The sequence below is a fragment of the Vibrio furnissii CIP 102972 genome (assembly GCF_000176175.1).
Lineage (GTDB): Bacteria > Pseudomonadota > Gammaproteobacteria > Enterobacterales > Vibrionaceae > Vibrio > Vibrio furnissii.
In genome coordinates this window covers 508,162-529,528 of the sequence record NZ_ACZP01000014.1, presented here as the reverse complement: position 1 = coordinate 529,528, position 21,367 = coordinate 508,162, and the positions used below count along the sequence as shown (strand labels likewise).

General features: G+C 52.9%; 22 protein-coding genes. 7 read left to right on the top strand and 15 right to left on the bottom strand.

What is annotated here, in order from left to right; genetic code table 11:
* Positions 1 to 11: 11 nt before the first annotated feature.
* The gene (locus VFA_RS23200; RefSeq protein ID WP_115333267.1) at positions 12 to 563 is read right to left on the bottom strand and encodes a fimbrial protein; all 552 of its coding nucleotides are present in this window, start codon (positions 561 to 563) and stop codon (positions 12 to 14) included.
* Positions 564 to 794: 231 nt separating this feature from the next.
* Between VFA_RS23200 and VFA_RS12630 the strand changes: the two genes are divergently transcribed.
* Positions 795 to 1,745 (top strand): OmpA family protein, encoded by a 951-nt coding sequence (locus VFA_RS12630; protein WP_004727225.1) that lies wholly within the window; start codon positions 795 to 797, stop codon positions 1,743 to 1,745.
* Positions 1,746 to 1,756: 11 nt separating this feature from the next.
* Here the strand turns inward: VFA_RS12630 and VFA_RS12625 are convergent, their stop codons facing one another.
* Together VFA_RS12625 and VFA_RS12620 are read right to left on the bottom strand one after the other, a co-directional pair.
* Positions 1,757 to 2,131, bottom strand: coding sequence for a rhodanese-like domain-containing protein (locus VFA_RS12625; RefSeq protein ID WP_004727224.1), 375 nt, complete (start codon positions 2,129 to 2,131; stop codon positions 1,757 to 1,759).
* Between the two features lie 87 nt (positions 2,132 to 2,218).
* Positions 2,219 to 3,010 (bottom strand): AraC family transcriptional regulator, encoded by a 792-nt coding sequence (locus tag VFA_RS12620; protein ID WP_004727223.1) that lies wholly within the window; start codon positions 3,008 to 3,010, stop codon positions 2,219 to 2,221.
* A 104-nt stretch (positions 3,011 to 3,114) separates the two neighbouring features.
* Between VFA_RS12620 and VFA_RS12615 the strand changes: the two genes are divergently transcribed.
* Positions 3,115 to 4,068 (top strand): DMT family transporter, encoded by a 954-nt coding sequence (locus tag VFA_RS12615; RefSeq protein WP_004727222.1) that lies wholly within the window; start codon positions 3,115 to 3,117, stop codon positions 4,066 to 4,068.
* A 52-nt stretch (positions 4,069 to 4,120) separates the two neighbouring features.
* On the opposite strand, the gene VFA_RS12610 is transcribed toward VFA_RS12615, so the two are convergent.
* Together VFA_RS12610 and VFA_RS12605 are read right to left on the bottom strand one after the other, a co-directional pair.
* Positions 4,121 to 4,666 (bottom strand): nucleotidyltransferase family protein, encoded by a 546-nt coding sequence (locus tag VFA_RS12610; RefSeq protein ID WP_050780264.1) that lies wholly within the window; start codon positions 4,664 to 4,666, stop codon positions 4,121 to 4,123.
* A gap of 102 nt (positions 4,667 to 4,768) precedes the next feature.
* On the bottom strand, positions 4,769 to 5,950 hold the full coding sequence (locus VFA_RS12605; RefSeq protein WP_004727220.1) for an MFS transporter: 1,182 nt from the start codon (positions 5,948 to 5,950) through the stop codon (positions 4,769 to 4,771).
* A gap of 140 nt (positions 5,951 to 6,090) precedes the next feature.
* Here VFA_RS12605 and VFA_RS12600 point away from each other — a divergent pair, with 140 nt between their 5' ends.
* The 3 genes from VFA_RS12600 (at position 6,091) to dkgB (ending at position 9,061) form a co-directional block, all read left to right on the top strand.
* Positions 6,091 to 6,972, top strand: coding sequence for a LysR family transcriptional regulator (locus VFA_RS12600; RefSeq protein WP_004727219.1), 882 nt, complete (start codon positions 6,091 to 6,093; stop codon positions 6,970 to 6,972).
* 149 nt (positions 6,973 to 7,121) lie between these two features.
* Entirely contained in the window at positions 7,122 to 8,222 is a 1,101-nt protein-coding gene (locus VFA_RS12595) for an alkene reductase (RefSeq protein ID WP_004727218.1), read from the top strand.
* A gap of 38 nt (positions 8,223 to 8,260) precedes the next feature.
* Positions 8,261 to 9,061, top strand: a complete 801-nt coding sequence (gene dkgB, locus VFA_RS12590) for a 2,5-didehydrogluconate reductase DkgB (protein WP_004727217.1) — start codon at positions 8,261 to 8,263, stop codon at positions 9,059 to 9,061.
* 39 nt (positions 9,062 to 9,100) lie between these two features.
* Here dkgB and VFA_RS12585 read toward each other — a convergent pair whose 3' ends face one another.
* The 7 genes from VFA_RS12585 to VFA_RS12555 form a co-directional block, all read right to left on the bottom strand.
* Positions 9,101 to 10,633, bottom strand: coding sequence for an EAL domain-containing protein (locus VFA_RS12585; RefSeq protein ID WP_004727216.1), 1,533 nt, complete (start codon positions 10,631 to 10,633; stop codon positions 9,101 to 9,103).
* Between the two features lie 133 nt (positions 10,634 to 10,766).
* Positions 10,767 to 11,426 carry an HAD family hydrolase gene (locus tag VFA_RS12580; RefSeq protein WP_004727215.1) on the bottom strand — a complete coding sequence of 220 codons (660 nt, stop codon included), beginning with the start codon at positions 11,424 to 11,426 and terminating at the stop codon, positions 10,767 to 10,769.
* Positions 11,427 to 12,446 (bottom strand): ABC transporter ATP-binding protein, encoded by a 1,020-nt coding sequence (locus tag VFA_RS12575; protein WP_004727214.1) that lies wholly within the window; start codon positions 12,444 to 12,446, stop codon positions 11,427 to 11,429. It lies immediately after the preceding gene.
* Positions 12,443 to 13,228: an ABC transporter permease gene (locus tag VFA_RS12570; RefSeq protein WP_004727213.1), complete on the bottom strand. Its 786-nt coding sequence runs from the start codon at positions 13,226 to 13,228 to the stop codon at positions 12,443 to 12,445. Before VFA_RS12570 ends, VFA_RS12575 begins: the two co-directional genes overlap by 4 nt.
* Positions 13,215 to 14,114 (bottom strand): ABC transporter permease, encoded by a 900-nt coding sequence (locus VFA_RS12565; protein WP_038152249.1) that lies wholly within the window; start codon positions 14,112 to 14,114, stop codon positions 13,215 to 13,217. The genes VFA_RS12570 and VFA_RS12565 overlap by 14 nt, the downstream gene beginning before the upstream one ends.
* Positions 14,114 to 14,920 (bottom strand): alkaline phosphatase family protein, encoded by an 807-nt coding sequence (locus VFA_RS12560; protein ID WP_004727211.1) that lies wholly within the window; start codon positions 14,918 to 14,920, stop codon positions 14,114 to 14,116. The genes VFA_RS12565 and VFA_RS12560 overlap by 1 nt, the downstream gene beginning before the upstream one ends.
* A 9-nt stretch (positions 14,921 to 14,929) precedes the next feature.
* Positions 14,930 to 15,982, bottom strand: a complete 1,053-nt coding sequence (locus VFA_RS12555) for an ABC transporter substrate-binding protein (protein WP_004727210.1) — start codon at positions 15,980 to 15,982, stop codon at positions 14,930 to 14,932.
* A gap of 211 nt (positions 15,983 to 16,193) precedes the next feature.
* Here VFA_RS12555 and VFA_RS12550 point away from each other — a divergent pair, with 211 nt between their 5' ends.
* Entirely contained in the window at positions 16,194 to 16,913 is a 720-nt protein-coding gene (locus tag VFA_RS12550) for a UTRA domain-containing protein (protein WP_004727209.1), read from the top strand.
* A gap of 26 nt (positions 16,914 to 16,939) precedes the next feature.
* Here VFA_RS12550 and VFA_RS12545 read toward each other — a convergent pair whose 3' ends face one another.
* A complete protein-coding gene (locus VFA_RS12545) occupies positions 16,940 to 17,596 on the bottom strand; it encodes an HAD family hydrolase (RefSeq protein ID WP_004727208.1) in 657 nt (218 codons plus the stop codon).
* Between the two features lie 282 nt (positions 17,597 to 17,878).
* Here VFA_RS12545 and VFA_RS12540 point away from each other — a divergent pair, with 282 nt between their 5' ends.
* A complete protein-coding gene (locus tag VFA_RS12540; protein ID WP_004727207.1) occupies positions 17,879 to 19,618 on the top strand; it encodes a SulP family inorganic anion transporter in 1,740 nt (579 codons plus the stop codon).
* Positions 19,619 to 19,676: 58 nt separating this feature from the next.
* Here the strand turns inward: VFA_RS12540 and VFA_RS12535 are convergent, their stop codons facing one another.
* The gene (locus VFA_RS12535) at positions 19,677 to 20,297 is read right to left on the bottom strand and encodes a glutathione S-transferase family protein (RefSeq protein ID WP_004727206.1); all 621 of its coding nucleotides are present in this window, start codon (positions 20,295 to 20,297) and stop codon (positions 19,677 to 19,679) included.
* Positions 20,298 to 20,307: 10 nt separating this feature from the next.
* A complete protein-coding gene (locus tag VFA_RS12530; RefSeq protein WP_004727205.1) occupies positions 20,308 to 21,342 on the bottom strand; it encodes an NADP-dependent oxidoreductase in 1,035 nt (344 codons plus the stop codon).
* Positions 21,343 to 21,367 lie beyond the last annotated feature (25 nt).

Sequence of the window (21,367 nt, the reverse complement as noted above, 5' to 3'; positions counted from 1 at the left end):
TCATTTTTTTATTAGTTATATTCTAAGATGAAGTCGGTTACTGCAGTAAAGTTACCGACATTAATTGGTGCAAGTTCAACACCTTCACCGTTAGGGATTTGTACACCTGTCATTTTTGCTTTGAACTTCAGTTCATTGGATCCATCAACAAGATTAATGTTATTGGTCGGCTGACCAAGTGTAATTCTGTCACCTTCAAATTCCATCAGTGCAACGGCAGCGCCTGATGCTGTCCCATTAATTGCGAGAGATTTTTTAGATGTGTCTGCAGGTTCACCTTTAAATGTGACCGTTACATTTTTTATCGTGTCTAGATCACAGCCATCTAATTTAATAGAAAATGGCACATCCGCTGTTTCACCACCTGACGCCAGAAGTGATTTATTGACCTGACCGAGTGAAATTGTTTGTTCGTCACTTCCTGGTGCGATATAGCAAGGTGCATCAATAATTGCACCAGAGAATGTGATTGTACCCGTTCCTGCGCTTGGATCTGCGACCGCAGTGGTGGATAAAAACACTGAAATAATTGCTGGTAAAATTAATAATTTAGTATGAGTCATATTTATTTTTCTCTAAACACAGTACACATTTTTTGTTGCTTGACTGCTTCCAATTTTAAATTATGTTGTTAAGTGTCTGCCTAACGGTTTTTCATATCCTTACTGGACGAGGATGAATCTTACTGATTGATCTTTGGAAAGGTAGTTAAAGAAAGTTACTTTAAATTATTCAACAAAATCAACTAGTTACGATTTTAATTGATAGTGTATTACTATAGGTAATTTGGTTTTATGTTCCGTTTAGTTTTTTGTTTTTTGTTATTTACATCTTTTTATGTTGAATCTAATACATATATTGGAGGATATGCAGGAAGAAATGCTTCATCTTTTGATGATTGTATTGATTGTGGGAATAGCGGTTATTTACAAGGCGTCGTTGGTGAAGAGTTTTTAGGGTATCTTTCTGCAGAGTTAGGTTTTCATCATTTCAGAAATACCAGTGTTGAATATTTGTCTAATTTGGTGAGCTTTTCAGGAAAAATGTCTATACCTATCAATGATTATATGGACTTCTACACAAGGTTTGGTGTTTATGAACATGACATGGATTTTTCGAAAGGGGGGAGTATTGGACTCGCCTTAAATGTTGATTCAAATGTTAGGTTACATCTTGATAATCAATACATATTTAAAGGTGATGCTGTTGATGGTCATAAAATAAATATGATATCACTTGGTGTGAATTACTATTTCCCGGTGGACAATCAAGTTGTTACTAGTGATATATTGCAATCGAGACCAGCTGAAATGGTTATTGATAGTAGTCAGGTCGAACCGATGATGAATAATAGCCCCATTGAATATCATATTCCCAAAGATATGTGCGCTGAAAGTATAGAAAACATGCTCTCTGGACAGTACGCCTTCCACTTCGGATTTGATATTCACTATGAGGCACTGGAAGATGTTTTTGTTTATTCTAAGGTGATCGATTGTATTTCTAAAGATAGCCGTATAAAAGTGCTTTTGGTCGGTCATGCTGATAATCAAGGCTCAAACCAATATAACTATGCTTTGTCTCTCAGAAGGGCGGTGACTATTTCAAATATTTTAGTGGAGTTAGGTGTCGACCCAGAGCAAATCGTCATTGAAGCCAGAGGCGATTCTGAGCCCATTGCGAATAATGCGATTTTGGAGCAACGGAAGAAAAACCGTAGAGTGGAGATGATTCTGAGTATATAACCACATATGCTTTAATTAAGCGGCGTCAGCTCTAAGCGGGTGTTTTGCATTTCGGTTAGGCCGCCGCCGTTGTGCACGTTGGTAAAGCCTTGTTCTAGCAGCGCTTGCATCGCCATGGCAGAGCGGTTTCCGCTGCGACAATAGACCACGATCGGTTGGTCTTTATCAATCGCTGCAAAACCAGTCGCGACATCACTGAGCGGAATATTGTGGGCGTTCTCCACATGGCCCTCGGCAAACTCATCTGGCGTGCGCACATCTACCACCAGAGCGCCACTATCAATCATTTGCCATGCCAGTTCTGAGCGCTCAGATGCCAGCAATGGCGCCGCGGGCAGGGCCAAAAGCAGCGCTAAACACGCCGCTTTCCAGTGAAAGGTTGACATACTCTTCTTCCTTGTGAGGTTTCCGATGAGCTGATTATGGGTGATAGCGCGTGGTTTCTCCATGATGCCGATTCCAATTTAGGTTCTTCAGGCCCCGAGATTGCGACGGTATTCGTCGGGCGTGACGCCCATCAAGCGGCGGAACATGGCAATGAAGGCCGATGCGCTGGCGTAGCCGAGATCATGAGCGATGTTCTCCACTTTATCGCCTGCTTCGAGCATTGGCATGGCTTTCACCACGCGCAGGCGCTGACGCCATTCCGACACCGAGATGCCTAAATCGCGCTGAGCGCGGCGCATCAGGGTGCGTTCCGTGGTATGGGCTTGCTTGGCCAGTGTTTGCAATGAGGCGTTGCTGGCGGGATCTTGCTCCAGCCACGTCAGCACTTTGCTAAGCAGTGGGTCGGTTGAGGTGGGCAGATAGCTGCCAATCGGCGTGGCGTGGGTCAGCTGTTCGACCAACACTTGCAACAAGCGAAACTCCTCGTCACGGTAGGGCGGCGTGATTAGCGTTTGGCGCAGATGCTCCAGCAGCGCGATCACCAACGGACTGATTTCCAGCGCGCAGGTGTGCTGCGGCATGTGATGGCACAAACTTTCATCCACATACAGCGAACTGTGGCAGGTTTCGTAGCGGTTGAGCCCTTGATGTTCAACATTCGGCGGCAGCCACAAGCCATATTGTGATGGCGTCAAATACTGGCGGCTGCCGACTTTCACTTCCATCACCCCGCTGAACGAGTAAACGAATTCGCCCCAAGGGTGGCTATGGCGCGGATAGGCCGCATCGGCAGGCATACAAGCGGTGCGAAACACCAATGGCGCAGGCAATGTGGTGCTGAACGGTGGGGTATGCAGCTGTTTGGTTAAAATACTCATGGGTCACTCTGTCACATCAACGCTATGCGTTGTCAGATTCTAGCTATATGTCTGAATCACGACAACGCATAATGTAGCCATCATCAATCATATGGATAACAAGAATGACGTCGCGCAAACCAATCGATGGCATGGCGCTCGGCATCATGGTGGTGTTCTGTTTCACCATGGGCTTGCAGCAAATTGCACTAAAATCCACCGGCAACGACATTGCCCCGATCTTGCAAATTGGGATGCGCTCGGGCATTGCAGCCGTTTTGGTGATGGCGTATGTGCTGCTGCGCGGTAGAAAACTGGTGTTTGCCGATGGCAACTGGAAGCCCGGATTGGCGGTGGGCGCCCTGTTTGCACTCGAATACCTGTTTCTTGGCGAAGCGCTGCGTTACACCTCGGCATCGCACGCGGTGATTTTCCTCTATACCTCGCCGGTGTTCAGCGCGTTGATCCTCCATTTTCTGATTGATTCGGAGCGTCTGTCGCCCGTGCAATGGTGTGGCATTTTGCTCGCATTTGCCGGGATTGCGGTGGCGTTTTTGTGGCATCCGGGGACTGCGGTGTCCACGCAACCCGACATGCTGTGGGGCGATTTTTTGGCGCTGCTGGCGGGTGTCTCATGGGGATTAACCACGGTGCTGATTCGCAGCTCGAAACTGGCCAATGTCTCTTCCGAACAAACCTTGCTTTATCAACTGGTGGTGGCGTTTGTGGTGCTGATTGGCGCGGCCATTTGGATGGATCAAACGGCCATCAATCCAACGCCATTGGCGCTCGCCAGTGTCGCGTTTCAAACCTTAATTATTTCGTTTGGCGGCTTTCTGGTTTGGTTCTGGATGCTCAATACGTACATCGCCTCGCGCCTTGGCGTGCTGTCGTTTATGACCCCGCTGTATGGCGTGGTGTTGGGCGCATTGATTCTCGGTGAGAAAATCGAAGCGGGATTCTTGTATGGTTCCGTGATGGTGATTGGTGGCATTGTGCTGGTCAGCGGTCATGGCTGGATCAAGCAGCTGCTGACGCGTCGCCGAGTCAGCCTCAACCCCACCATCAAACCCGATTAACGAATAAACCCGATGAACGGATTGCGCGGCTCACCCTTGGGGTGGGCCGTTTTTACTTCACACGCAATTTCGGCCAAATCGTCAGCCAGCGCTTGGTCGCGATTCGCTGCCGAAAGATCTCAGGCTGGGGAAAATCGGGATTGATGCGCACCTGCAACGACCAGTTTTCTTCTAAGCCAAAGGGCGCAAAAAAGTGCAGGTGGCCATCGGCTTCCAGCCGCACGCCGACACACGTTGGTACTTCCACCCAACGGGCAATCCCATCGCCGCAACTGATGTACGGTGCGTGCCCCTGTTTGAGGTGCATGCGCGCCTGATTACGCACTTCCCAGCGAATCTCTGGCACCAAGTGATGGAGCTGACGTTGCCACTGCTGCTCGGTATCGAGTGAGCAATCATCGCGGTCAAAGTAAACCACATCCACATCGTTGAGCGGCGTCATCTCACGCTTGTCATGCAGCGCATCCCAGATGGCGTTGCGCAGAAATCCGGCGCCGAGATAACCATCGGGCAGATTGAGCGATTGCACCGCGCGCAGGCAGCGCATGCGCAAGTCGTCTTGGCGCAGCAGAGTGTCGGTTCGGCAGAGAGCATTCATCGGGGTAGCCAGTGAAAATACAGAGTGACATTGTAAAACGACGTGGCAGGAAACCAATAAAAAAAAGCCCTCAAATGAGGGCTTGGGTTTGATGAATGACCGTTACAGTGAGCGAGCAATCTCGGGTTGACGTTGGTCTAAGCGATGGCTCCAGCGGGTGAGCAGCAACGCGACAGCGACAATGATTGCGCCGACCCATGGCGTGCTCATCAATCCAGATTCTTTCACCACGATACTGCCGCCCCATGAACCGAGCGCAATGCCGACGTTAAAGGCAGCGATGTTCAATCCCGATGCCACATCAACGGCTTTCGGTGTGTAGTGTTCCGCCAGTTTGACCACATACACTTGTAAGCCAGGGACGTTACCGAAAGCGAAGGCACCCCAAATCAGGACCATCAGCACGGCAGCGACAGGGTGCGGCGCAGCAAAGGTGAACAGCAGCAGAATCAGGCTCAAGCCAGCAAAAATGATGGTCAGCGCGCGAGTTGGGCCATGTTTGTCGGCCAGTTTGCCACCCCAAATGTTACCCACCGCAACGGAGGCGCCGTACACCAGCATCAAAATACTGATGGTGGTTGACGCAAAACCAGAGACGTTTTCTAGAATCGGTGCAATGAAAGTAAAGGCTGTGAAGGTGCCGCCGTAACCCAGTGCGGTGATGGCAAACACCAGCAGAAGGCGAGGCTGTGCCAGCACTTTGGCCTGCTCGGTCAATGTGGTTCGTGGCGGTTGCGGCAGGTTGTTTGGCACCAAAAATGCGCTTCCGATCAAAGCCAATAGACCCAAAATCGCGACGATCAAAAAGGTGGTTTGCCAACCCAAGGTTTGGCCGATGTAAGTTCCCAGTGGCACACCGGTGACGAGAGCGACAGTCAGGCCGGTAAACATGATCGCAATCGCGCTGGCGGCTTTGTCTTTGGAGACCAGTCCGGTGGCGATGGTGGAACCTATCGAGAAGAACACCCCGTGCGCAAGGCCAGTCAAAATGCGGGCCAGAATCAAGGTAGAGTAACCCGGAGATTGCCAAGCAAGCACGTTGCCGACCACAAATAGCGCCATGACAGACAACAGGACACGTTTACGATTCCAGCTACCGGTTAAGGCGGTGAGCACGGGCGCGCCGATGGCGACGCCCAACGCATATAGGCTGACCAGTAAACCGGCCGAAGGGAGTGAGACATTCAGATCATGGGCCATGGTCGGGATCAAGCCGACGATGACAAACTCAGTGGTGCCGATGGCAAACGCACTGAGCGTAAGAGCTAATAGAGCAATGGGCATAACAGTTTCCTCGTTGTGCTTCAGCGTCAGTGACGTGAAGCGAGCTGTGCGATGGCGTGCATTATTCATGAGCTTTTATTTGCGAAAAACGCTAGTATTAGCAAAACAATTTTGTGATTTTTGCAATAAATGGAGTGCGTATGCTGACCCGTTCGGACGATTTGGAAATTCTCATCACGGTGGTAGATAGCGGCAGCTTTTCGCAAGCGGCGGAAGTGATGGATGTGCAGGTGGCGAAAGTTTCGCGTGCCGTCAGTCGGTTGGAGCTGCAACTGGGCATCACGATTTTAAATCGCACCACGCGGCGGCTGGAACTGACTGAAGAGGGCAAGCGCTTTGTGGAATCGGTACGCGCTGGGTTACAACAGTTGCGTCAGGCCGAAGAGGACATCGTCTCTCGTGGCGAGTTGCCCAAAGGCAAATTGCGCGTTGATGCGGCCAGCCCATTTATGCTCCACCAACTGGTGCCCTTGGTGCGTGAATTTCACGCCGCGTATCCCGATATTGATCTGGAACTGACCTCCAACGAAGGCTTTGTCGATTTGTTGGAAAAGCGCACCGATGTGGCGATTCGTATCGGGAAACTCAATGATTCGACTTTGCATGCACGGCCGTTGGGGAAAAGTGCTTTGTATGTTGTGGCGTCGCCGGATTACCTCGCTCAGCGCGGGTTCCCAACCACGCCGCAAGAGTTGCATCAGCACGATATCGTTGGCTTCACCGCGCCACGTACCTTGAATATCTGGCCGCTCAATGGCACTGAGTTTATCGAACCGACGATTGCATGTAGCAGCGGCGAAACAGTGCGTCAGTTGGTGATTGCCGGCAATGGCATTGCCTGTTTGTCGGGCTTTATGGTCAAAGAAGACATCGCCGCCGGGCGTTTGGTTGCGCTGTTGGATTCGCACCGCAAGCTGCATTCGGATCGCGAATTCATCAATGCGGTGTATTACAAATCGTCTAATGTGGCGCGTCGCATTTCGGCCTTCATTGACTTCATTCAACCCAAGTTCAACCTTTGATTGCCACTTTTGCAAATCGGACAAAAATGTTTTGTCTGTTTGCGACTTAATTTCATGCTATCAGGCGATTAGCATGGTTCCATCGCTGAGTGACTCTGGTGCGTGACAAACCATCTGAGCCTCTCGCCTGACTCATGAAGGGGAACCGTATGACTAACGCTCTATTCCAACCACTGCAAGTGGGCCGTTTTCGTTTAGCAAATCGCATTGTGATGCCGCCGATGACCCGTTCGCGTGCTTCGCAGCCGGGTGATGTTGCCAATGATATGATGGCAACATACTACGCCCAACGTGCCAGCGCCGGATTGATCATTGGTGAAGGCACTCAAATTTCACCGATGGGCAAAGGTTATGCTTGGACACCGGGGATTTACAGCGACGAGCAAATCGCCGGTTGGCGCAAAGTGACCGACGCCGTGCACGCCGAAGGCGGCTTGATGTTCGCGCAATTGTGGCATGTTGGCCGCGTGACACACCCAGACAACATCGGCGGCGAGCAGCCGATTTCGGCCTCAGCCATCAAGGCGGAAAACGTCAAAGTCTTCATCGATAACGGCACCGATGCACCGGGATTTGTCGATGTGGTTGAACCGCGCGAAATGACCCATGACGATATCCAACACGTGGTCGCTCAGTTTGGTCAGGCGGCTAAAAATGCGTTGCTGGCGGGCTTTGACGGTATTGAACTGCACGCGGCGAACGGCTACCTGATCAACCAATTCATTGACTCACAATCGAACCATCGCACCGATGAATACGGCGGCAGCCTAACCAACCGCCTGCGCTTTTTAGACGAAGTGGTGACCGCGCTGTGTGACGCGATTGGCGCGGATCGCGTCGGCGTTCGACTGGCACCCCTGACCACGCTCAATGGCACGGTGGATGATCACCCAGAAGAAACATACGTGGCGGCAGCCAAACTGCTCAACCAGCACGACATTGCCTATCTGCACATTGCGGAAGCCGACTGGGAAGATGCGCCGCTGATGCCACAAGACTTCAAACGTGCGCTGCGCGATGTGTTCTCTGGCGCGATCATTTACGCCGGTAAATACACCGCCGAACGCGCTGAACAAGCAGTGCAATCGGGCTTGGCTGATTTGATTGGCTTTGGTCGTCCGTTTGTCGCCAACCCCGATTTACCGGCGCGCATTCAGTTGGGCCAACCGTGGGCAAAACACGACCCAGACACCCTGTTCGGCGGCGCAGAGAAAGGGTTGATCGACTACCCAACCTACAGCGCTGCGTAACGTATACCCATAAAAATGAAGAGAAAGGAAAGTTAACCATGAAGATACCTCAGCTTGGTGCGGGCACCTTCCGCCTGAAAGGGGAAGACGCGTTTCATTCGGTCACCATGGCGCTGGAGGCGGGTTACCGCCACATCGACACTGCGCAGATTTACGGCAACGAAAAAGAAGTGGGTGAAGCGATCGCCGCTTCCGGCGTGGCGCGCGAAACGCTGTTTCTGACCACCAAAATCTGGACGGATAAACTGGGTCAAGCGTCCTTCTTGCCAAGCTTGAAACAGAGCCTGAGTGACTTGCAAACCGATTATGTCGATTTACTGCTGATCCACTGGCCGCTCAAAGACAACGCCGTGGCGATGGACGAATACCTGCAATGCCTCAAAGCTGCGCAGGATCTGGGCCTAGCAAAACAGATTGGTGTATCGAACTTTACCGTTGCGCAGATGCAGCAGGCGATTGAGATTCTTGGTGAAGGTGTAATTTACACCAACCAAGTGGAAGTGCACCCTTACCTGCAAAACCGTGCAGTGGTGGCGTTTTGCCGCGCGCACAACATCATCGTGACTGGCTACATGCCATTTGCTTACGGTGAGGTGCTAAAAGACGCTGTGATTCAAGAGATTGCCGCCGCGCATCAAGCCACACCAGCGCAAGTGGTGCTGGCGTGGATGGCAGCCAACGCGTTTGTCACCATTCCATCGTCGACCAAACGTGCCAATATCGAGAGCAATCTGGCGTACGTGAACGTGACGTTGAGTGACGACGACATGGCGCGCATTGCGACGCTGGATCGCAACCATCGTTTGGCTAATCCAGACTTTGCGCCTGAGTGGGACTAAGCCGCTTGGCAACACAAACCGGCGTTCTCGCCGGTTTTTTTATGCCGAACGTTCAGGGTCTGCGGACTCAGGGCGCTGAATGTAGTGCAACACTTGCGCAATCGGCATCGGTCGATAATAGACAAACCCTTGAATCAGATAGACACCCCGCTTGGCTAAATAGGCCACTTGGCTGGTGGTTTCCACGCCTTCGGCAATCACCTCGACGTTGGCTTTGTGGGCTGAGGCGATAATGGATTCAAGGATGTTGCGTTTGATGTCGGTGGTGTCAATCGTATCGATGAACATCTTGTCGATTTTGATGCTGTCGATTTGCAACTGTTGCAGGTAGGAAAACCCGCCGTAGCCCGTGCCGAAATCGTCGATCTTAAAGTGGTAACCGCGTTGAATCAGGCGCTGAATCATGTCGTCTGCCATCAGCAAATTCTTGATGGGCTCACGTTCGGTGATTTCAAATTGAATCTGGTGGGCATACGGCCAGTTCAGCGCGTTCAACGTGTCGTGCAGGGCGACGGTTTCCACGTGTTCAGCGACCAGATTGATGCTCACCCACTGCTCAGGCTGTAATTTGGGGATGTCCTCCACCACCTGTTGGATCAGCTGTTGGGTAATTTTCATGATCAGCCCAGAGCTTTCGGCGACATGAATAAACTGGCTCGGCGCAATCCATTCATGGCCGCGCTGCCAGCGCAGCAACACTTCAAACCCCACGATATGCCCTGTGCGGCTGTCAACCACTGGTTGGTAAAACGGCACGAATTCGTCATCCCGAATTGCCATCTCAATCAGCCCTTCAATCGAGTTGCGGTAATGGCGCACCATGAAGTAACCAAACCCCATGACCAGCCCAGCCAGCAGCGATAGTGGCAGCCCCCACATGACCAAGCGATGACGCACATACGCGTGCAGTTGCTCGGCGGCCGACAGCGTCATTTCACTGTTCAGTTGGGTGTCGTGATTGCTCATGGTCGCGATGATGCGGTTGGATTGCGTGGCGATGGCGGGATCGCCGCGCTCAATGCGCATGTGTTCAAATGCCGAGTCCATAAAACGAAACGTCATATAAAAACAATCATCACAAGGCGTTTTTAAGAGCTCGCGTCCCCAGCCGCCATACAACACCCAGTAGATGAGGTTGCCGCCTTTTTTGTACATCACCAGCAGTTCGCTCTCACTGTGTTCGTAGGCGGGTGTGGTGGCCATGTAAAATCCCGTGGCGGGAATGCGTACGCCTTCGAGCTCATCGGCAACCAGAGACACGCCCACGGTCGAACAGCTTTTGCCGTTTGCCGTGATGACGCCAATCAGGCGCACATAATGATTGTAATATTTCGGCGCGCGCATCAGGTGCATGTCGTCCTCGCTGCAATCAAATTGCAGTTGGTCCGCTTGTTCGATCATCATGTGATTGAGCACGCGCCCGCGTTCAGCCAGATAGCGACTGACTTCGTCCATTTTATGGTTGAGCAGAAACAGGGAATATTGACGTTCGAGCAGGGGCAGCAGCAATGAAAACACCATCACTGGCAGCAAAATGAGGACGATCACGATTTTCTTTGGCGTGCGCAGCATGCAAAATCTCACCCATGCGTGTGGAATGCTCTCCACTTTAGCACTCAAGCGGATGCATAGGTGAGATTTATGACAGAGAAATGGGCGGCTTTTACCTCAATGTCACGGATGCCGTAACATTGAGGTGGCGGCATTAACCCCAGCGCAACACTTGCCAGTGGGGCTGATGCGCATGCTGCGCGAGGCGTTCACAGGGGTTCACCAGATAAGCGAAATCTGCATGTAGGCACAGCGGCAGGTCGTTAATCGAATCGGTGAAAAAATGCAGTTTACCCACGAGCTCGGGATGAGTCAGTAGCCAGTTTTCAAGGCGCGTGACTTTGCCTTCACGATAACTCGGTACGCCGACAATCTCGCTGGTGTAACGGCCATCACGCACCGCCATATCAATCCCCAACGCATTCTCAATGCCAATTTTGCGTGCCACGGCTTCAACCAGAAAACTGACGGAAGCGGAGATGATCAGCATCGGGATGCCATCATTTGTTAGCTGCTCAATCAGCACCTTGGCCTGAGGAAACAGGCGCGGCAGAATGCGACTGTCGACGCACGCTTCGACCAGCGCGTGCACTTGTTCGACTGGCAGCGCAAACAGCGGCTGCATGACGTAATCGAGATAATCTTCCATGTCCATTTCGCCGCGTGCATACAGCGACATCAGGTGGCGATCCTGCGCGAGAAAATCTGGGTCGGTGGCAATGCCTTGGTCGACCAGAAATTCGTTCCAGATCATGGCGCAATCGCCGTCAATTAAGGTGTCGTCCATATCAAAGACGTACAGAGGTTGAGACATTTAGGCACTCACAGGTTGAATTTCATTCAGATTAAAACGTAGCTCCAGCGCACTGCCGCTTGGCAACAGACGCTCGGATGAACGGTTCAGGGTATCGACCGTCAGTTCGCACGTATCCACCGCCACGTGATAACGAATCACGTTCCCCAGCAACTGATGGCTTTTGATCACCGCGCGCTGCGGCGCTGAGATATGCGCGCCATAGTGACGGCCTTGCTCGGCGACATAAATCGACTCGGGACGAATCGCGACTTTCCACGGCGTGTCCAGATTCAACAGCGTTTTCGCCTGAGCGGCATTGACCAGATTGTAATGCCCCATAAAGCCGGCGACAAACTCGTTCGCCGGTTGCGTATAAATCGACTCCGGCGAGCCTTGCTGAACAATTTTTCCCTGATGCATCAGAAAGATGCGATCCGACATCGTCATCGCTTCTTCCTGATCGTGGGTGACGAAAATCGTGGTCAGGTTGAGCTCTTTCTGAATGTCACGAATCTGCTGGCGCAGGTGTTTGCGGATCTTGGCATCCAGCGCCGACAAGGGTTCATCGAGCAATAAAATCCGCGGTTTCACCACCAGCGCGCGCGCCAAGGCGACGCGCTGACGCTGGCCGCCGGACAACTGGTGCGGATAGCACTCTTCTTTGCCTTGTAATGCCACCAGCTCAATCACTTGGGCAACTTCACGGGCCATGGTGGCTTTATCGCGCCCTTGCATTTTGAGGCCAAAGCCGATGTTGCCGGCCACAGTCATATTCGGAAACAGCGCATAGGATTGGAACACCATGCCAATGCCGCGCTTTTGCGGTGCGGCGTGGGTGATCTCTTCGCCGCCGACGAAAATCGAGCCGCTGTCGACTGGATTGAGGCCGGCCAAGCTGCGCAGCAGGGTCGATTTCCCACAGCCACTTGGGCCGAGTAGGGTAATGAATTCGCCTTGTTGAATGTCGAACTGAATCGACTCAAATACGGTGTTGTTGCCAAAGCGTTTGGTGAGTTGCTGAACAGAAACGTCACTCATGGTTTTGCTCCCAATCGGCTTGCTAGCCAAGTACAGAAAAAGATAAACAGGAAGTAAGTCATCACTAACGCGGACGTGAAGTGGCCGCTGGTCTGGCGCATGTTGTAGAGATAAATTTGCAGCGTTTCATAGCGTGTGCCGACCAGAATATTGGCGAACACAAATTCACCCAGCAGGAATGAAAACGACAGAAACAGCGACGCCATCAGGCCTTTACGCACATTGGGTAACACGATTTGCAGAAAGGCTTGGGTCGTGCTCGCGCCGAGCAGGTGCGCCGCGTCCATCAAATCGCGCAGGTGAATCGCCGAGAAACTGTTGGCCAGCGCACGGTACATAAACGGCAGCGCGATGGTGAAGTAGGTGCCAATCAGAATCCACGGTGTGCCGACAATCGGCACGGCGCTGTCAGCGTAGAGCTGCAACAGGCCCACTGAAGAGACCACGGGCGGTACGGCGAACGGTAACAAGATCAGCAGGTTCATCACGCGATCCAGCTTCGGAAAGTAGTAAAACACCACAAAAATCGCGGGCAGGATCAGCAGCGTGCTGAGCGCTAACGCGGCCACGCACACCAACAGTGAACGTCCGAACGCTGCGATAAAGCGCGCATCGCTGAGCAGTTTGAGATACCAGTCGAGGGTAAAGCCGTCTGGCAGAATGGTTGCGCCCCAACGTGAGGAGAGCGAGTACACCAGCGTGGCGATAATCGGCACCAACATAATGCCGACGATGCCGTACACCATGGTTTTATGATAGAGGCTGTGGTTAGCGTTTTGCATGGTAACTCCTTGCAATCAGCCATTGGTTGATCAGCGTGATGAACGCCAGCAGCGCCATCAACACCACTGAAATTGCGGCCGCAAGATTCGGTTCCAAAAACAGATCGCCGGACACCAGGCTGGCAATACGCACGGTGATCACGTTGTAGTTGCCGGAAGTGAGTGCATACACGCTGGCGTAAGCGCCCATGGCGTTGGCGATGAGAATAATAAACGTGCCCAGCAGTGCCGGAGACAACACGGGCAGCGCGATTTTGACCCAATATTGCCAGGTTTTGGCGCCCAGCAGCGCGGCGGCGGCTTGCCAGTCGTCGCTCAACGCATCAAAGGCCGGGTAGAGGAGTAACACCGCCAGCGGGATCTGAAAATAGATGTAAATCGCCATCAGCCCGGATTTGCCGTACAGGTTGAAATCGTCAATCAGGCCGTACTGTTTGAGCAGCAACGTCAGTGCGCCGTTGGTGCCGAGAATGATGATGAAGGCAAACGCCAGCGGGACACCCGCGAAGTTACTGCTCATGTTGGTAAAGGCGATCACTGCATCGCGCAGGCGGCCACTGACGCGGCGCAGCGAACTGACCAACAGCGCCGCAATCGCCAGCCCGACCAGACTGGACCAGACTGAGAGCCACAAACTGTTGCCAAAACCTTGTTGAATAAAGCCGGAATCGAGGATTTCGCGGTAATTGTCCAGCGACCATTCATCGTCGACCTGAAAGCTGTTGACGCCAACCCAGACCATCGGCGCCAGTTGAAATAGATAGAAAAACAGCGCGAATGGCAACAGCCACGCCAGCGGCTTAAAACGCTGCCAGGCGTGACGTGGCTGCGATGCAGCGGTGTCGCCGCGATTGGCAGCGCGTGAAGAGAGGGTGGGACTGCTCATCATGCTAATACCTGCTGGGCCACGGGCTTATCGTGTTCAAGGCGCAGCAATTCACACACCGTGCCGCAAATCTCCGTTTGCGCGAGGGTGGCCTCGGCGTGATGAGAAAAGTGTTCGCCGATGACAAACAGCGGCACTTGACGCTCTTCAGCCAGAATTCCGCCGTGTGACAGGTCGTTGTTCATGCCGTGATCGCTGGTCACCATCACCTGATAGCCATCATCAATCCAGCCTTGTAGATAGTTGGCGAGAATCACGTCGGCATGGCGGGCGCTGTTGCGATACTGACGTGAATCGAGGCCAAATTTGTGTCCGGCATCATCGATGTTCATCGGATGAATCAAGAGAAAGTCCGGCTGATGAGACAGGCGCAGATGCTCGGCATCAAGAAACAGCGCTTCATCGGGATAATGGTCCCAGTGGTAAAAGCAGCCGTGCTGAATGTTGAGCGATGCATCATGGGTAAAGCGGTCACGCACGGCATCAAAAGGCGCGCGGTTATACAGCTCGCTGACCCAGTGATACGCGGCCGCGGCGGTGGTTTTACCTTGCGATTTGGCGAGGCTGAAAATCGAATCGAAATGCGACAGACGCACAATCTGGTTGTTGACGATGCCGCTGTCAACCGGACGAACCCCGGTCAGCAAACACTCGTAGAGTGGGCGTGACATCGACGGCAGTTCACATTGTAGGGAGTAAAGTGTGGCGCTTTGCTGCTCAATTAAACCGTTGAGGTAGCCCATGCAATCACGGGCTACCTGATAATTGAGTCCATCAAGCACAACAAGGATCACCTTATTGTTCATGAACACCTCTTACTGCTGGTGGATGAGGACGTTTTCTTGCCACTGACGCGGCAGTTTACGGGCGGATTTTTCCCAGGCATTGAAGTCCGTGACCGGGTGAACATTCTGGTACTGATCGTTGGCCAGCAGTTTCGCTTTGACTGATTCTGGCAGCTCAATGTTGCTGCGAATCGGACGTGCGTAACCTTGTGCTAGGTTGATTTGGCCTTGGTCACTGAAGATGTACTCACGCGCCAGCTTGGCCGCATTCGGATTCTTCGCGTATTTATTGATGAGGGTGGTGTAGCCCGAAATCACCGAACCGTCTTGCGGAATGGTGACCGTAAAGCGGCTGCGATCAATCTGGTCGCGGTAGTTCAGCGCGTTAAAGTCCCACATGATCGCGACTTCCACTTCGCCTTTTTCCAGATTAGCCAGGCTTGGGTCGGTAAACGACAGGCGGCCTTGTTTCGCCAGTTTCGAGAAGAAATCCAGCGCTGGTTTCAGGTTGCTTTCATCACCGCCGTTGGCAAATGCGGCCGCGAGTACCGCGTTATTGGCCTGAGCCGCGACACCGACATCACCCACGGTCACTTTGTATTGGCCGTTGAGCAGATCAGCCCAAGAGGTTGGCGCTTGCTTGACCAAATTGTTGTTGGTGATAAACGCAATTGTGCCGGTGTAAGCAAGTGCCCAGTGGCCATCTTTGTCTTTGGCCCAGTTGGGAATGTCGCTCCACGTGGTCGGTTTATAAGGCTGAGTGACGCCCTTTTTGACCGCAACGCGGGCAAAGGCAAAGCCGACATCACCGATATCGGCGGTCGCGTTTTTCTTTTCCGCTTCGAACTTGGCAATTTCCTGCGCTGAACTCATGTCGGTGTCCTGATGAGTCAGGCCGTAATGGGTGTTCAAGTCATTCCAAGTGTCTTTCCAGTTTGCCCAACTTCCCGGCATGCCGACGCTGTAAACAGCGCCTTCTTTTTTGGCCGCGTCGATCAGCGATTGAATATCGCCGTCTTGGGCGAAAGCGGGCATTGCGAGCGTGGTCGCAAGCAGCGTTGCACTGGTCAGTAACGTTTTCATGGTCTCCATCCTTCTGGACTAGGTCAGTAAGTTTGATTTTTATCCTAGGCAGCGAATGTGACGTTTTGGGTTCATCCAGATGACGCTTTTTCGTTAGTTTTATGGCAGTTATGTTTCAGTTGTCTTTGATTAACAGCGGGTTAGCTGTAATAAATTTGTTATGTGCGTTGATTAGTCTGAAAAAAGAGAGACCGTATTGGACTAGATCAGGATGAAGCTACAGGCGACGACCCAACTGGGAAAAATAAAATCCACCCTACGCGAGCAGATTTGCGGCGGCATCATGAACGATCGGCAAAAATTGCCGTCGGAGCGTGAATTGAGTGAGCTGTTCGAAACGACGCGTATTACCATCAAGGACGCATTGGTGTCGCTCGAAACCGAAGGGCTGATTTATCGTGAAGAGCGCCGCGGTTGGTTTGTGTCGCCAGAACGGGTGCGTTACAACCCGCTGTCGCGTTCGCATTTCCATCAGATGGTGCGCGAGCAAGACCGCATCGCGGAAACCAAAGTGCTCAATGTGCGCAGTGTGATGGCCTCGCGCGAGTATGCCAAAGCGATGCAGATCGAACGCATTACGCCGATTCATATTATCGAGCGCTTGCGCTATATCGACGGGCGCGCGGTGTTGTTTGTCGAAAACTGCCTGATTGCGCGTCTGTTTCCCAACATTTTGCAGGAGAATCTGCACGGGTCTTTGACAGGTCTGTACGCGGAAAAATATGGTTACCGCACTCAGCGTTCGCGTTTTGACGTCATTCCGACCGCCGCGCCATCGCATGTGGCGAAAGCGCTCAATGTTGCCACGGGACAGCCGGTGCTGAAAATTTGCCGAGTGAATTACAAACAGGATGGGGCGATCATGGATTGTGAATTTGAATATTGGCGACCCGATTCGGTGGTGATCACCATCGACAGTTGTGGCGACTGAGCGCCGCCACACATTGCCAAGGCAAGTTAACGACTCGCTTTCAGTTCCTCTAGCACGTCGCTGAGGGTTGGGCGAATACGATGACCTAAAGCCACCACGTCGTCACTGGGCATGACCAAATCCGGAATTTGATAAGCAATCATCTTCGCGGCGACTGCCGAGCGCACGCCATTGTTAGAATCTTCAAACGCCAGACACTGCGCTGGTGCAACGTCGAGGCGACTGGCCGCCAGCAAATAGATTTCTGGGTGCGGTTTGCCTTGGCTGACTTCGCAACCGGTCGCCACGGCATCGAAATAGCGATCCAGCCCCGAAAGGCGCAGCTTAATGCTCGCCACATCCCGCTGAGTTGAGGTCGCTACAGCGGTTGGAATGTGCTCTGCTTTGAGCCATTCCAGCAATTCAATCACGCCTTGTTTGACAGGAATCGCTTGATGTTTCACCACGGCGTTATAGCGAGTGCGCCACTCATTGTGCAGTTGCATGTAATCGAGATCCGGCCCGTATCCCGCGCGCAGCGTGGCTTCAATCCCGGCGGCATTGCGACCAATCACCGACAAATACAAATCACGTAAAAACGGAACGCCGACCGCTTGGCAGGCTTGTTCAAAAATTTCTATACAGACGCGCTCGGTGTCGAGCAGCAGCCCATCCATGTCGAAAATAGCAGCTTGGAAGTTCATGGGGTTCATATCGTTGAGGGGCGAATTAGCGGATCATTGTCACACAAAGCGCAGGGGTGCGGCGACTTTTTTCTTGTTTGACGTCACTTTTCTCACGTGGCCAACATGGTAAAAATGCACGACTGTGCTCATTCGCTGAGCGAAAATCAATCCTTTGTAAAATCAGCAAATTAGCAGCGAGAGTTTGCGGTTCTTGAGTTATGCTTAAGTGAGTCGTTTTGCAGGCGCAAAACATGAGTTAGAGGTGAAGTGAAGTTGAAATCGGCGTGGATTCGGCAGTGGATGCCGGGATTGTATCAGTTTAAACACTATGAGCGCGCTTGGCTGGTCGATGACGTGCGAGCGGCATTTTCTGTGGTGGCTGTGGCCCTGCCCGTGGCGATTGCGTATGCGCAATTAACCGGGGTATCGGCGATTGTCGGGTTGTATTCGTGTGTGGCACCGATGCTGGTGTACGCGCTGTTTGGTACCTCGCGCCAGTTGATTGTCGGCCCCGATGCCGCGACCTGTGCGGTGGTTGCGGCGGTGGTGGCACCGTTGGCCGCGGGCGACCCAACCAAGCATTGGCAACTGGTCATGACCATGACTGCGATGATGGGGATCTGGTGTATTCTCGCCAGTAAGTTCCGTCTCGGTATTTTGGCCGATTTTCTTTCGCGTCCGATCCTGATGGGGCTGCTCAACGGGGTGGCGTTGACCATCATCGTGGGTCAGTTGAGTAAAGTGTTCGGCGTGAAGTACGAGCAGAGCTACTTGTTGGAACGTTTGGCGGAAGCACCGCAGCGCTTGTTTGACGTGCATTGGCAAACCGTGGTGGTCAGTGTGCTGACGGTGGCGGTCTATTTTGCCGCCAAGCGTTTTCGCCCATCGTGGCCGGCGGCGATGCTGGCGATCATCTCGGCAGGCATCTTGGTGTGGGCGACCCAATTGGATAGCCAAGGCGTGAACGTGGTTGGCTTGATTCAGGGCGGCTTACCGGCGTTTCAAACCCCGACGTTTGACATCGGGATCAGCCGTGAATTGGTGGTTCCTGCACTCAACTTAGCGATGGTGAGCTTTGTCAGTATGATGCTGACCGCGCGCAGTTTTGCGGCCAAAAATGGCTACGATATCGATGCGGATAAAGAGTTTCGAGCGCTCGGGATTGCCAACTTAGCGTCGGCATTTTCACAAGGCTTTGCTATCAGTGGTGCTGATTCCCGCACCGCGGTGAATGACGCCAATGGCGGTAAATCGCAGTTGGTCTCGGTGATTGCGGCGGTGGTGATCGGATTGGTGGCGATCTTCCTTTATCGTCCGCTGCAGTACATTCCAACGGCTGCATTGGGTGTGGTGTTGATCATTGCCTCGACCTCGCTGCTGGATCTCAAAGGGTTGTGGGGGCTGAGAAAGCGCGATAAAGATGCGTTTTATTTGGCGTCGGTGACCTTTATTGCCGTGCTGATTGTCGGCGTGATCCCCGGTATCACGCTGGCGGTGTTGCTCGGATTGTTCCAGTTCTTACGCGTGGTGATGCGACCGAGCGATCAACGCTTGGGGCTGGATAAAGACGGGACGATTCGCACCGTGGATGGCACCGGAAAAGCCACGCCAATTCCTGGCTTGATGCTGTATCGTTTTAACTCGCCGCTGACGTATTTCAATGCGCCGTACTTCAAGCGTCGTCTATTGGAATTGGTGGAAACCAGCGATTCCAGCGTCGACTGTGTGGTGATTGATGCGGTGGCGAGCTTTACGCACCTCGATTTGAGCGTGATGGCGATGTTGGCGGATGTGCAGAACATCCTGAAAAAACGCGGTATTCGTTTAATTCTGGCCGGACGTAAGCGCAGTATGCGTCAATGGTGTGAGTTGAGCGGTGTGCCGGTCGGCGACGGCGGGTTGGTGCTACGTGCTGATATGTATTTGGCGATCAAACTCAGTGGGTGTTACCAACAAGCGGTGGAAGAGGGGCAAGTGCCGCCGGTTCAGAAAGAGCCGGAAGCCGATGCGCTGCCCAAACCGGTGCCCGAAGTGGCGTAAGTTCAAGTATCAAAAGCCTGCCGATTGGCAGGCTTTTTTCATCGTGCTGGTTTCATCATCAAACGCTGAGCGACGCTTCCGTATGATTGGCTTTTTGATAGCCCGGTAGCGTTGCCAAGCCTGCCCAATAGGTTTTGATGTGAGGGAAATGATCCAACATGCCGCTGGCGTGTACACCTTCGGCAATAAACGACATCATGATGTCTGCGCCGGTCAGTTTGTCGGCCACCAAGTAGCGTTTGCCTTCGAGCTGCGCATTCACATAGCCCAAGACTTTTGCCGCTTCACTGTTGGCATAGCCTTCTAAAAACTGCGTTTTGGCACCGTCTTTGGCTAAGAACAGTTTGAGCAGCAGCGGCAGAATGCCTGAGCTTTCGGCAAAATGCAGCCATTGCAGGTAGTCGATGTACTCGGCGCTGTCCCGTGCGGGAGCCAGACGTTCCGCGGCAAAGCGTTCAATCAGGTATTCCGTGATCGCGCCTGATTCGGCGATCACGCGTCCGTCGATTTCAATCACCGGCGATTTGCCCAGCGGGTGAACCGCTTTGAGCTCTGGTGGTGCCAGAAAGGTCAAGGCATCGCGTTGATAGGGAACAACTTGATAGTCGACGCCCAGCTCTTCTAGCAACCAGATGATGCGCTTGGAACGTGATTGGTTCAGGTGGTGTAATGTGATCATTGTGGGCTCCTTATGACAGCGGTGTGTTGACTTCGATCACCAGCTTGCCGAAGTTCTTTCCTTCCAGCAGCCCCATGAACGCGGTTGGCGCTTGCGCCAGTCCTTGTACGATCTGCTCGCGGTATTGCATTTTGCCCTCAGCCAACCATTGGCTCATGTCTTGGGCAAACTCGTTGTAACGATGGCCGTAGTCATCGAAAATAATAAAGCCCTGCATTTTGATGCGTTTGACCAGCAGCATGCCCATGAGGCTCGACAGGCGATCGGGGCCTTCCGGCAGCGCAGTAGCGTTGTATTGAGACACCAAGCCGCACAACGGAATACGTGCTTTGGTGTTGAGCAGTGGCATGACCGCATCAAACACTTTGCCACCCACGTTTTCAAAGTAGACATCAATGCCTTGCGGACAAGCTTGTGCCAACTGCTCTGCGAAATCATCGGCTTTGTGGTCAATACAGGCATCAAAGCCCAGCACGTCAACCGCATGGCGACATTTGTCTTCGCCGCCCGCCACGCCAACCACGCGGCAACCTTTGATTTTGCCAATTTGACCCACGGTCGCGCCGACCGGCCCTGTGGCGGCCGCGACCACAATGGTTTCTCCCGCTTTGGGTTGGCCAATATCCAGTAGCCCCATGTAGGCGGTAAAGCCGGGCATGCCCATGATGCCAAGCGCAAACGAAGGGTGCGTCGGTTGAGTGCCCAGTTTTAACAGGCCGTCGCCGTTGGAAATGGCGTAGCGTTGCCAGCCGGTGTAGGCCAATACCCATTCGCCCACGGCAAAATCAGGGTGATGGGACACTTCGATCTGACACACGGTGCCGCCAACCATCACGGCATTGAGCGCGACGGGATCGGCGTAAGACTTGGCATCGCTCATGCGGCCGCGCATATACGGATCCAGTGACAGATAAATGGTGCGCAGCAATACTTCGCCCTCACCCGGCTGCGGCTGTGTGACGGTTTCCAAGCGGAAGTCCTGCTTTGTTGGGGCGCCAACCGGACGTGAAGCAAGCACGATGCGTTGGTTCATCAGTTCAGTCATTTCTGGTTTCCTTTTGTGTTTCAAT